This window comes from Viscerimonas tarda (assembly GCF_054601255.1).
This window is the reverse complement of sequence record NZ_BAAHWV010000011.1, coordinates 38,466-50,535: the sequence shown is the minus strand read 5'-3', so window position 1 is coordinate 50,535 and position 12,070 is coordinate 38,466. Positions and strand designations below refer to the sequence as shown.

General features: G+C 45.2%; 14 protein-coding genes and 1 other RNA gene. 11 read left to right on the top strand and 4 right to left on the bottom strand.

The window, feature by feature from the left end; all coding sequences use genetic code 11:
- Window positions 1–92: 92 nt before the first annotated feature.
- From ACYPWY_RS06575 to ACYPWY_RS06540, 8 genes are all read left to right on the top strand, one after another.
- Complete coding sequence (locus tag ACYPWY_RS06575) at window positions 93–314, top strand: hypothetical protein (RefSeq protein ID WP_459684640.1); 222 nt, start codon at window positions 93–95, stop codon at window positions 312–314.
- Window positions 315–441: 127 nt separating this feature from the next.
- Window positions 442–663 (top strand): hypothetical protein, encoded by a 222-nt coding sequence (locus ACYPWY_RS06570; RefSeq protein WP_459684639.1) that lies wholly within the window; start codon window positions 442–444, stop codon window positions 661–663.
- Window positions 656–916, top strand: coding sequence for a type II toxin-antitoxin system RelE family toxin (locus ACYPWY_RS06565; protein WP_459684638.1), 261 nt, complete (start codon window positions 656–658; stop codon window positions 914–916). The genes ACYPWY_RS06570 and ACYPWY_RS06565 overlap by 8 nt, the downstream gene beginning before the upstream one ends.
- Before the next feature lie 104 nt (window positions 917–1,020).
- Window positions 1,021–1,260 carry a hypothetical protein gene (locus ACYPWY_RS06560; protein WP_459684637.1) on the top strand — a complete coding sequence of 80 codons (240 nt, stop codon included), beginning with the start codon at window positions 1,021–1,023 and terminating at the stop codon, window positions 1,258–1,260.
- 124 nt (window positions 1,261–1,384) lie between these two features.
- Window positions 1,385–1,561 (top strand): hypothetical protein, encoded by a 177-nt coding sequence (locus ACYPWY_RS06555; RefSeq protein WP_459684636.1) that lies wholly within the window; start codon window positions 1,385–1,387, stop codon window positions 1,559–1,561.
- Between the two features lie 160 nt (window positions 1,562–1,721).
- Window positions 1,722–1,961 (top strand): hypothetical protein, encoded by a 240-nt coding sequence (locus ACYPWY_RS06550; protein ID WP_459684635.1) that lies wholly within the window; start codon window positions 1,722–1,724, stop codon window positions 1,959–1,961.
- Window positions 1,962–1,997: 36 nt separating this feature from the next.
- Window positions 1,998–2,204, top strand: a complete 207-nt coding sequence (locus ACYPWY_RS06545; RefSeq protein ID WP_459684634.1) for a hypothetical protein — start codon at window positions 1,998–2,000, stop codon at window positions 2,202–2,204.
- Window positions 2,201–2,482 (top strand): type II toxin-antitoxin system RelE family toxin, encoded by a 282-nt coding sequence (locus tag ACYPWY_RS06540; protein ID WP_459684633.1) that lies wholly within the window; start codon window positions 2,201–2,203, stop codon window positions 2,480–2,482. Before ACYPWY_RS06545 ends, ACYPWY_RS06540 begins: the two co-directional genes overlap by 4 nt.
- 132 nt (window positions 2,483–2,614) lie before the next feature.
- On the opposite strand, the gene ACYPWY_RS06535 is transcribed toward ACYPWY_RS06540, so the two are convergent.
- Window positions 2,615–3,388: a hypothetical protein gene (locus tag ACYPWY_RS06535; RefSeq protein ID WP_459684632.1), complete on the bottom strand. Its 774-nt coding sequence runs from the start codon at window positions 3,386–3,388 to the stop codon at window positions 2,615–2,617.
- Between the two features lie 96 nt (window positions 3,389–3,484).
- Window positions 3,485–3,882, bottom strand: a transfer-messenger RNA (tmRNA) gene (gene ssrA, locus ACYPWY_RS06530).
- A gap of 667 nt (window positions 3,883–4,549) precedes the next feature.
- On the opposite strand from ssrA, the gene ACYPWY_RS06525 reads away from it, so the two are divergent.
- Window positions 4,550–4,921: a hypothetical protein gene (locus ACYPWY_RS06525; RefSeq protein WP_459684631.1), complete on the top strand. Its 372-nt coding sequence runs from the start codon at window positions 4,550–4,552 to the stop codon at window positions 4,919–4,921.
- A gap of 111 nt (window positions 4,922–5,032) precedes the next feature.
- Window positions 5,033–6,130 carry an ATP-binding protein gene (locus tag ACYPWY_RS06520; RefSeq protein WP_459684630.1) on the top strand — a complete coding sequence of 366 codons (1,098 nt, stop codon included), beginning with the start codon at window positions 5,033–5,035 and terminating at the stop codon, window positions 6,128–6,130.
- A 167-nt stretch (window positions 6,131–6,297) separates the two neighbouring features.
- Here the strand turns inward: ACYPWY_RS06520 and ACYPWY_RS06515 are convergent, their stop codons facing one another.
- A complete protein-coding gene (locus ACYPWY_RS06515; protein WP_459684695.1) occupies window positions 6,298–6,639 on the bottom strand; it encodes an RteC domain-containing protein in 342 nt (113 codons plus the stop codon).
- 208 nt (window positions 6,640–6,847) lie between these two features.
- Window positions 6,848–10,438 (bottom strand): beta strand repeat-containing protein, encoded by a 3,591-nt coding sequence (locus ACYPWY_RS06510; RefSeq protein ID WP_459684629.1) that lies wholly within the window; start codon window positions 10,436–10,438, stop codon window positions 6,848–6,850.
- Window positions 10,439–10,938: 500 nt separating this feature from the next.
- On the opposite strand from ACYPWY_RS06510, the gene ACYPWY_RS06505 reads away from it, so the two are divergent.
- Window positions 10,939–12,066: a PDDEXK nuclease domain-containing protein gene (locus tag ACYPWY_RS06505; protein WP_459684628.1), complete on the top strand. Its 1,128-nt coding sequence runs from the start codon at window positions 10,939–10,941 to the stop codon at window positions 12,064–12,066.
- Window positions 12,067–12,070 lie beyond the last annotated feature (4 nt).

Sequence of the window (12,070 nt, the reverse complement as noted above, 5' to 3'; positions counted from 1 at the left end):
AAAATATCTGATAACGAAACAAGCTGAAAATCAGTCTTTTGCTAAGCGCGTTGCTCCAGGGATGCAAGGCTCCCCCCCCGCAATATATTCCGGTGGAGAAGTTTAGCAACGTCTATGCCAATACCCACACATCCGACTCCATCTATATACACGATTCCACCTACATCGCCAACAAGGGAGACACGGTATATCTGTACAAGTACCGGTATATGACGGCGATAAAAATACAGACAGATACTCTGATACGCACCGACACCATCCCCCGCCCCTACCCTGTGGTAAAGGAGGTGAACGGTAAAACAGGCCTCGACTAGTTCCAGATTTGGGCAGGACGAATAGCCTTGGTGATTTTAGCCGGTGGCATTATTTTAGCGCTGATTGGTTGGAGATGGATTAAATTTTAATATATTTGTGGTCTAAACCTATTAAAACTATATAGCGATGGGACGAATTGCAGGCATAACCTACGGGACCAATCCAGTTGGTAGAAAAGTATCTGTTACCATTAATTTGGACAGATTCAAGCCCGAGACGAGAGAGCTGGCCGAATTGCTGGATGATTTTTTAGACCTACTGGCAATTGAGGAGGGGAAAAATGAGGATGAATACGACTGGAAGGTCGTAGTCGAGAAAGAAAATAAAAGACGCGGCATTTATGTATAAGATCATAATCAAAAAGAAAGCGCTCAAAAATTTGAAGATCATTCCCGCCAATTATTACAAGCTAATAGTTAGTCATGTCGATGAATTAGCGAATAATCCGCGACCTTTTGGCGTCAAAAAATTGAAAGCCGAAGAGGAAAAATACCGCATACGCGTAGGCAACTATCGCATTGTTTATACAATCGAAGATAAAATTTTAACTGTTTATATCATCGATATAGACCACAGAGGGAAAATATACGCAAGAATGTAAGGAAAGTCATTAACCATGAGCGCCCGCAGTAAATTTTACTGCGGGCTTATTATTTTACACACTTTTACTATATTTGTTGCCGAAACCAATTTAAACAGAAAGCTATGAATAGTAATATAGTAACAGCCCGCATAGACGTATCGAAACCTGAAGGCCGTCAAATAGTCCGCGAACTCGAATCAAAAAAAAGCGTAGAACTGGATTACCCTATGCCGGATGAACTTGCCGAAGCAATAGCCGGGGAAAGAACCTATACAATGGAAGAGGCTTTCGGAGCCCTATTGGATAGACTTAGCATACATTATGGTGTTGATATGCATAAATTATCAAAACATGACATATAATATACTTCTATCGACAGAGGCAATAGAGGATATAAACGACTTGGATTTTGTTATACATGAAGTATATAAAACACCTCTTACTGCTATCAGATACATTGACTAACTATATGATGCCATCAGTACGTTGGAAAAGCATGCGCCTATATACGCCATACAACGGCAACAATCATTAAAGAAATACGGCCACAACGTCCGCCGCCTGAACTACAAGAAAATGGCTATTATCTACACCGTTCACAGCACAACAGTTTACATACATCGCATTGTTCCGGCAAATACCATTTCGGGACTTTCTCTATAAATATGACACAAGTAAAATCCAATAGTAAGGCGTTGAAGCTATGCCTGTGAAAGTCTATATCACCTATTTTCATCTTAAGATAATTTAGTGTGTATAGACTCAATGTCTCACCCATTTACCCCAATAGACTATTTTGAAATTAGTTGATTATAAATACATTATGCCAATTTTCGTGGAGCTGGTATATATGTACAAGTACCGCTATCGGACAGCGACAAAAATACAGACAGATACCTTGATACGCACCGACACCATCCCCCGCCCCTACCCTGTGGTAAAGGAGGTGAACGGAAAGACCGGATTCGACTGGTTCCAGATTTGGGCAGGACGAATAGCCTTGGTGATTTTAGCCGGCGGCATTATTTTAGCTCTGATTGGTTGGAGATGGATTAAATTTTAATATATTTGTGGTCTAAACCTATTAAAACAGAAAGCTATGGGACGAATTGCAGGAGTAAAATATGATACCGATGTTAGGGGTAAACGAAGAAAAGTAACTATTGATCTGAATAGATATGGCGACAACGAAGTTTTATCCGATTTTCTCGATGGATTAGACGCTATGGAAGAAATGGACAAAGAGGGGATTCCATGGAGTTTGGTGAAGGAACGGGAATGTAAAAAAAGAGGTATTACTATATGAAGTACATGGTTGAAATTACACCAAAGGCCGATAAGGAATTAAAAAAAATACCTAATCCGTCATTCAGGCTTATCGTGGATAAAATAGATGGTTTAGAAGAAAATCCGCGACCGAATGGCTATATAGAGTTAAAAGGATTTAAGGGTGTGTATCGTGTTCGTGCAGGAGATTACCGCATTATATATACGATTATGGATGCAATCGTTACGGTTAAGGTCGTAAAAATTGCCCATCGTAAAAAATATACGAAGATTTATAATTTAATAGCAAGGCTATGAAGCTATGTAGGACTTAAACGTGAAAGGCTTAAGAAGCAATATATAGTGGAGCCGACAGAGACCGGAGAGCCCGCAGTAAATTTTACTGCGGGCTTATTATTTTTAAAACTTTCATTATATTTGTTGCCAGAACTAAGAACTGATTTCTGTCCCCGGCCGAATGGCGCAATAAAACTGAATTTCGCAGGCCAGCCACAGCCAGATGTCATTTTTCATTATCACATCTTTCAAACGCCTTCGGTCATCCTCATGGAAAGGCTCGGGCGCCTGATCCACTACCCTGCCCATCCGTGGGATGTCGCACACAGGATTGGCGACTATCACCTTCTTGACTTTCCGCAGGTACTCGAAAAAATTGAACAACTGCTGGTTGTATTTCTTTACCGAGGCACGCGAAAACTCTGCCGAAATCGATTCGATAAACTGAATAATGATAGCGGTATCAATTTCAGCGACATCCAACTCCATATATTTCTTCGTCTCGAGGAATGCGCAGAACTGGCGCATCTTCGACTTGTACGACTGCATAGATTTGGGGTTGACGCCCAAAGACTTGAAAGACAGGTAATCGCTCATATAAGTTCGGATAGTGATTACCGTTTCTTTCTGCCGGCCATACAGCTTCGCCACATTGTCGTACTCAAGCATGTCCTCATACACCACCTTGCGGCCATCGCGCAAATGCTTGCCGGTTTTAAGTTCTGCCGTTTTTTTCCGAATAAATAAGCCAATAGCCTTCATCCGTGAAGCGGCATCGGTATATATATGCCAGCCATACTTGCGCTCCCTGTGCAATTTTGCCACCCCTGGAATGCGGTACGCCCATTCAACGTACCAATTTTGAGAGAGGTCGCCGCCACAAGAATTAACATGTGGCAACACCATAATTACTTTTCTATTAGCCATTTAAGATAATTTAGTGTGTATAGACTCAATGTCTCACCTATTTACCCCAATAGACTATTTTGAAATTAGTTGATTATCAATACATTATGCCATTTTTTGTGGAGCTGGAGGGATTCGAACCCTCGTCCAAACAAGGAATTAATCTGCTTTCTACATGCTTATCTTCGCTTCAATTGTCGGGAATGAGCAAGACCGAAGCCACCAACTCAAACCTTATCTTCTTTAGTTTCAACCCTCAGCCAAAGAATCCGGCGGTCTATCTCCGATTTATCTGCACCACCGTATCGGAACGCTTCGAAGCCACAGCTTCCGGGTGATGTCTCGTCCCCACACATGTGCGAGGATTAAGCTATATCTACTATACTTCGATTAAGCAGCAAGAGCGTAATTTTCGTTGCCAGTTAAATTTTTGACGTCTGAGATTATAGTGCCAGCCGACTATGCACTGCATGCTTACAAACCACTTCATCTCGCTGTCAAAACCGGTCAGCCCCATGAATTTCACTTTACTACAAAGAGTATATTGAAAGATTGGTATATACTTGTGTGCAAAGATAGGAAAATTTCTTTTATAACCGCCTAAAAAACACGAATTTGATAGAAAGAGAAAGTCGATTGGGTAACGCTATGGAAACGAGCGGACTGCCTTGTGCTGCTGCGTTTTACCACTAATTCAAATAACTCTACGGCGACAAAAGTAGTATATTATTTGCTGAAACGCAAAATTATTAAAGGCATTATTTCCAAAAACACAATTTTAAGCCAAAAACTCTATGCTTTGGACAACAGTATTTTTTTTATTTTAACGTGAGTTTGATATAAGGAATAAATGTAAATAAATATTATTCCGTTGATTATGTTATTTTGCGCGTCATTGCGAGGCGCCTTGGCGACGAAGCAATATAGAAAATCTCACTTGCTTCTACTAATTTGATGTCTGATTCCTTCCCGCTCGTACCTCGCGGATGACGGCTGAATATCAATCTTTTGTGTAATAGTTATATCGAACTCACGTTATTTTACTGTAAATTATTCTATTATGCGAAATTAGTGTTTTTAAATATAAACTCTAATGTCTATTTATTGCTTTAAGAGTTTAACTTTAAGCTGCTGCAAAGACAAACCCTTTCTGCTAATGGATCAGATAGATATATTTGGCGCTTGTCAATATGTCAAAACAGCATCCATGCAAATGACAGCATAGGCGTTTTGCTTCACCTTGAAACCATCGCCCTTGTAGTCCGACAAGCCGTTGCTGCCGCTGAACCCCAGCTGCACGTTCTTGATGCGGATGCCGAAACCGTAATCCCAATATGGAACAAACTGCTTGTTATAGAATCCGTATTCTTCGTTGCCGTAAGCGTCATGCAGGCGGAAATTGAACGCAACTACAACCAAATCAAAGCCGATGTCAAGCAGGTGGTAGCGGAAGAATTAACGCGCATTGCCGATGACCCTGATTTGCAGGAAAGAAGGATTTTTTTGTTTATCGGCATACAAAATCTTCATTTTCTCTACCGCCTTTTTATCTAAATCGTCAAATGTCAGCTCCTCGCAAATTGTAGCCGAAAAGTCAGGTACGCGTTCAGAAAGCAGAAAAATCCCGCATTTGAAACTTTGTCCGACACCCAGATTTTGAGTGATTTGGGGCTATCTGAAAACGGAAAATATAATTATGCCTCCTTGATTCTGCTCGGTACTCGAAAAGCCTTGCGCAAATACCTGCCCAATGCAGAGGTTATTATAGAATATCGCCTCAATCATTCAATGATACCCTATACGGCTCGCAAAGAATTTCAGGAATCGCTTTTTACGGTATTGGACAAAATCTGGGATTATGTCAATCAACCGGCAAGCAACCCTTTACTGCACGTTCAACACAAATTCAAAATATACGATATTCCGGCTTTCAACAGGGAAGTAATCAGGGAAGCGGTATTGAATGCCGTAGGACACCGGATTTGGAATGATTTGGGGAGCGTTGTTATTAAACAATATCCCGACAGCATGAACATTATCAATTCCGGTGGCTTTCCAAGCGGAGTTACAAAAGATAATATATTGACAGTCAGAAGCCAGCCCCGTAACAAGCGGGTAATGGAAGTATTGGAAAAGACAGGGGAAGTAGAGCGTTCCGGTCAGGGTGTTGATAAGATGTATTACATTTGCCTGATGGAAGGAAAACCGTTGCCTGATTACTCGCAAACAGATGATTATCAGGTGGATTTGTGTTTGCGGGCAAAAATTGTAGATGAAGCGTTTTATATTTTTGTCAATGAAATACAAGACCACAGGGCAGACAAGTTGAATGTGTTTGACTTGCTCACATTAGATAAAGTGAGGCAAGGTATTTCAACGGATTTGTCCGAATTATCGGTTGAAAAATTACAGCGCGAAAGGTTGATAAAATCACAAAGCGCGGCAGACAAAAAATATGTGCTGGGCGACTTGTATTACGAGATTGCACAGCAACCGGCATATATCAAAGAATACAGGTTGAGGGATTTGCAGATTGTGGCGGGTTGCTTTGAAAAGGCAGAAAAAGTGTCAATGAAGGATTTTGTTGATGCGTTTAATAGTCAATTAACCCGTGAACAAACTAAAAGACTGATATATAGAATGGAACATGATGAATTGGTTATTGCGGACAAACTTGGACGCTGGACAATTTATCAATTATCTAAAAAAATAGATAACAGCCGGAATATTCTAACTCAATTTCAATTGCACATAGAAGGCTGAAAAATGCACACAGACAGTATTTTTTAGGTTGTGTATTAATCGCAATCAACTGATTATCAATATGTATTTAATTGCACATAGAAACACTACAATTGCACATAGAACCAAAAAGGCGCGTATCCGGTCTTCTTTTGACATTTCGGAAAATGTCTTTTTCGGATAGATAATCACTTTGGTATAAAAATCGCCCTTGATAAACTTCGGAGGCTATCCATACGAATTAATTTATCCGATAACGCTTTTTTCAACGAGTTGAGGAAAAAAGTCCGTTCTTCAGCCGTGCGGTTTTTGACGTCCCAAAACAGGCGGTAATAATTTGTGATTTCACAGCCGAACATTTTACCAATGGAAGCAAACAATGCTTTCAGTGAAGTCCCGCTAAAACATTTTGCCTCATGCAGGGCATAAAAAAGTTCAATCAGTTCCATACGGCTGCCTGTCCATTGCGGAGCTTTCAGGTTTTGGGATTGACTGTTGAGCGGGCAATTCGCGGCGGACAGTTCCGCCAGCAGTCGTTTCTCTGTCCATTCAATCTGTTCGTTAACAAGTTGAATTGCTTTGGAAAGAAAAATTGCCGCATTTTTTTCCCGATACCCCTGTTAAAGACGCCAGTTCAACGCGGGTATGAACGAGTGTAGCCGGTATGGTTGCCTGCAATGGCTGCCGCACAGTTTTTATACCATGCGGCGGCTTGCCTTACAATTGTTTAGCTGCTTGCTATTTAATAAAGCCTTTATTGTTTATAACGCTGCCGTCATCATAAACCGTGCGCTTGATGACAAAGCCTTTTGCCGTTGCCGACACCGGTTTGCCGGTCAGGTCGTAATAGCTTTCGGAAACAATGGATTTTGCGCCGACAATGTTGTCTATACCGGTGATTATCCCCGCTGTTTCCACCGCTCCCGCCGCACCGTTCGGGAAGGTACGTGCGGCGCCGTTGAAGTCCGTCGCCGGGAAGTCCGCCACACCCGCCGGCACTATCAGGACGCTCGCCAGCGTGGGTGCAAAGGTGGTCGTGTTAAACGGCAGGGTGGTTTCCTGCATGTCGCCCATGGCAAATGTGAAGCCGCTGTCATTCGCGTAGTCCGAGCCGCTTGCCTTGTCGGATACGTTATAGCCACCGGAGGTTACCGTTCCGGAGCCGTTGGTGTACACCACATTGCCGCGGTTAGCGGTATTGCCGTAGAAGATGTTGCCCGTTATCATCAGAGTACCGTTGTCGCTGTTGTATATCGCTCCGCCTCGGGAGAGTCCCGGGCCGGTTTTGTTATTGTAGAAGGTGCAGCCGCGTACATTCAGCGTAGCGTTGTTGTATATCGCCCCGGCGAAGGAAACGGAGGCGGTGGTCTGGTTGTCGCTGAAGACGCACGATTCGAGGTTGAGCGTGCCGTTATCGTTACGGATGGCTCCGCCGTAGTCGTCGGCTTTGCCGTTCCTGAAATGCAACCCGCTCAAGGTAACGATTTTACCGGAGGCGCTGACACGGAGTATTTGCGAATTTGTGCCTGCGGCGATGCCGCTGCCGTCCAGCGTAACACCGTTGCCGGCGATGGTTACGCTTTTGGCGATTTCCAGCCTTGCGGTCGTCAGTGCGATGGTTTGCCCTGCCATACCGGGGGCAAAGGAGATAATTCCGCCGTCGGCGATGTCGGCGATTGCCTGCCGCAGACTGCCTGTGCCGCTGTCGTCGGCGTTAGCTACGGTAATCGGCACTCCCGTTACGGTACAGGTCGCGTTGACCGCGCCAGCGAGGGCGCTAACCGTAATCGCGTCTGTTGTCTGCGCGCTTGTTCCCGCGCCGCTCCAAGCGTAGGTATAGATGCTCGCGCCCGCGCCGCTTGCCGTAATCACAAGAGCTTTGCCGCCAAGAACCACCGCTCCGCTGCTTATTGACGCGCCGTTATAGATCGCGCTGATTGTTGAGCCGCTCGCCAACCCCGCGGTCGATACCCAGAAATAAACGGTATAGTAATTCAGCGTCGCGCTTGCCGTCGCGCCGTTAATCGTGATAGTCGCGCCCGTGTCGGTCGTACCTTCATAGACTTTCCACGTCCCGTTCGGAACGCTTGCAGTGCCGGAGGATATATCGGCGGTGGTCGTTTCCTCGCCTGTCAGTTTCAAGGTCAACGTCTTGCCGTGGTCGCTCCACGCTTCGCCGTCTTTGTTGACGTTCAGCGTGACGGTGTAAAGGGGTACCGGAATGTCTATTTTCAGCGATGCGCTGACGTTACCCGCCGCGTCCTTGACGACGACATAAATATCCCATGCGCCCGCCGTGAGCGCGGGCGAAAGGGTCACTTCGCTCGTGCCGCAAGCAGTACCCTCGCCGGAGGTGTCAATATTCGGGTCGCCCGCGTTGTCGGCTACAACCTGATAGTAATACTGCCCCGCTTTGTTGCTTGTGAATTTCACCGTCACATTCGTATCGCTTGTGCGGCTGACAGTTCCCGCTGTGAGTACAATCCCGTTGTGTTCCACCGCTCCCGCCGCGCCGCCGGGGAAGGTACGGGCGTTTCCGTAGAAATCCGTCGCCGGGAAGTCCGCCACACCCGCCGGCACTATCAGGACGCTCGCCAGCGTGGGCGCAAAGGTGGTCGTGTTAAACGGCAGGGTGGTTTCCTGCATGTCGCCCATGGCAAATGTGAAGCCGCTGTCATTCGCGTAGTCCGAGCCGCTTGCCTTGTCGGATACGTTATAGCCACCGGAGGTTACCGTTCCGGAGCCGTTGGTGTACACCACATTGCCGCGGTTAGCGGTATTGCCGTAGAAGATGTTGCCCGTTATCATCAGAGTACCGTTGTCGCTGTTGTATATCGCTCCGCCTCGGGAGAGTCCCGGGCCGGTTTTGTTATTGTAGAAGGTGCAGCCGCGTACATTCAGCGTAGCGTAGTTCTCTATCGCCCCACCGTCGCTGGTGTCTCGGTTGCCGCTGAAAACGCACGATTCGAGGTTGAGCGTCCCCCGGTAATGGCTAATGGCGTCATTGGCGTTCTTAAAATGAAACCCGCTCAGAGTGAATGTTTGACTGGTGGATATGCCGCTTATTTCGAGTATATTCTTCGAGTTGCTGGTGATGCCGCTGCCGTCCAGCGTAACACCGGGGGCGGCGATGGTTACGCTTCTTCTGATTGGTCCCATGCTTGAAGTCAGGTTAATGGTCTGCCCTGCCATACCGGGGGCAAAGAAGATAGTGACGCCTTCCAGCGGCGTATCGAGTTCGAGGGTTTCGAGCGCCTGCCGCAGACTGCCCGCGCCGTTGTTGTTGGCGTTGGTAACGACTCTGAGGCTCGTTTTCATCACAGCCCCCGCCGCGCCGTTCGGAAATATGCGTGTGTCGCCGTTGAAATCCGTCGCGGGGAAGTTCTCCAAGCCTGACGGCACGATAAGAACGCTTGTCAGCGCGGAAACGAAGGTGGTCGTGTTAAACGGCAGGGTGGTTTCCTGCATGTCGCCCGTGGTGAAGGTGAAGCCGCTGCCGAGCGTGTTGTCCGTACCGGTGGCTTTGTCGGATACGTTGTAGCCGCCGGAGGAGCATGTCGATTGGGAGTAGTTGTGTACCACATTGCCGCGGTTTGAGGCGGCGCCGGTGTTGCCGAAGAAGATATTGCCCGTGAGCGTCACAGTGCCGCTGTAACTGCATATTGCTCCGCCGGCGCTTGCGCTGTTGTTGTAGAAGGTGCAGCCGCGCACATTCAGTGTAGTCGTACTGCCGGTGCTGTATATCGCTCCGCCGTCGGACGTGGTGGCGGTAGTTTGATTGCCGCTGAAGACGCACGATTCGAGGTTGAGCGTACCGCCATTGTTACGGATGGCTCCGCCGCCGCTTTCGGCTGTGCCGTTCCTGAAATGCAGCCCACTCAAGGTAATGGTTTTACCGGAGGCGCTGACAAGGAGTATTTGCGAATTTGCGCCCGGGGTGATGCCGCTGCCGTCGAGCGTAACGCCGTTGCCTACGATGGTTACGCTTTTGCTGATTTCCAGCCCTGCGGTCAGGTCAATGGTTTTCCCCGCCATATTGGAGGAGAAGGAGATAGTGCCGCCGTCGTCCACATTGGCGATGGCCTGCCGCAAACTGCCCGTGCCGTCGCTGTTGTTGGTGACGGTCGCCGTCGCCGCCGCATACGCCGTAAAGGGTATGAAGCAGCATAGCGTCGCGAAGGCGAGTATTACCGCGAAAGAGCGGGATTTGTTTGAAATGCCCAACGACGCGGGATTGAAGCGCGCGATAATCGTATGGGCTGTTTCGTGAAACTCTACATGTGCTTCGTCGCGCGGACTTTCGCGGTCTAATCGAATAAATTCTTTCATAATCATTGATTTTTTAAATAATATATTTGTTCTCTTCTTTTCCCAATAAAAAGCCGCACCGGAACTGAATCCGGTACGGCCATAACTGTGTCTTTTATGTTTTTGTCTGCTTGTAACTCGTTGAATATGAGCGATTTACCCCCCCTAATAAGGCTGTAAACACCTATAAATAAGGCGTTTGACTGTGTCGGGGAGGCAGTCGTAATGGTTTGTCTGTCGCTTTTCTGTAAAATCATTACCAACTTTTTCTATTTTGCAGCAAAGGTAATATGCAAAAAAATAATCGAGTGGACAATTCGTATATTTCTTCATGTCAAATCGTATTTTGGGGTGTTTTTTTGGTGACAATTCGTATATTTTTTTCATCTTAGATTACGATTTGACAGGAAAATAGAGTTTTTATTCACTGGTTTTCAAATGATTAATTCTATTCATGTGATTAAAATAGGAGAAATTGGAGAATTTTATGTACATTTGCAGCCGGATAAAATAGAAAAAATATGTTGCTTACAGAGAAAAATAATTTTGAGGAGCTGGTAAATAATGTTTATCAAACACATTGCATATTGCAAAATAATGCAACGAAAGCCATTAATTTAAACTTAACCGTGAGGAATTGGCTTGTCGGCTGTCATATTGTTGAGTATGAGCAAAATGGGGAAGACCATGCGCAGTATGGAGCTAACTTGTTGGAGGAAATAGCCAAACGGCTGAAATCAAAAGGATTAAAAGGCTTGAATCGAAGGGCATTAAATGCATGCAGACTGTTCTATACGACTTATCCGCAAATTTGGCTGACAGTGTCAGCCAAATTGAAAAATGACAAACAATTATCTGATTTACAGATATTTACTAATGATACCAACATTCGGCTGACAGTGTCAGCCGAATTGGACAAAGAAATGATTTTACCGCCGGAATTGTTGCTGACCAGACTGACATTTTCACATTTTATCGAATTAATCCGTGTGGATGATGACTTGCAACGGCTTTTTTATGAAGTGGAAGCCATTAAAAATAACTGGAATATCAGGGAGTTGAGACGCGCTATTGATACTTCGCTTGCTTTCCGTACAGTCATGTCCACGAACAAGGAAGCCATTATTGCGAAAATTAAAAACCTTAAACCGGAAACCAATTCGGAAATTATCAGGAATCCGTACATTTTGGAATTTCTTGATTTGAACGAAAAACCGGAATACAATGAAACTGACATGGAAAAGCAAATATTGACCCATTTACAGGAATTTTTATTGGAACTTGGAACCGGATTTTGCTTTGAGGCACGCCAAAAACGTATCACTTTCAACAATAAGCATTATCGAATTGACTTGGTATTCTATCATAAAATATTGAAATGCAATGTTTTAATTGATTTAAAGATAAGAGAGTACGACTATTCCGATGCCGGACAAATGAATTTGTACCTTAACTATTATAAAGAAAACGAAATGGCAGAAGGCGATAATCTGCCAATCGGTATTATTCTTTGTGATGAAAAAGATGATGATGTGGTGAGGTATTCAACTTCCGGAATGGATGACCAATTGTTTGTTTCCAAATATTTGCTCAAACTTCCCGACAAAAAACTGCTTGAATCTTTTATGAAAAGGGAACTCAATCAATAAGGCA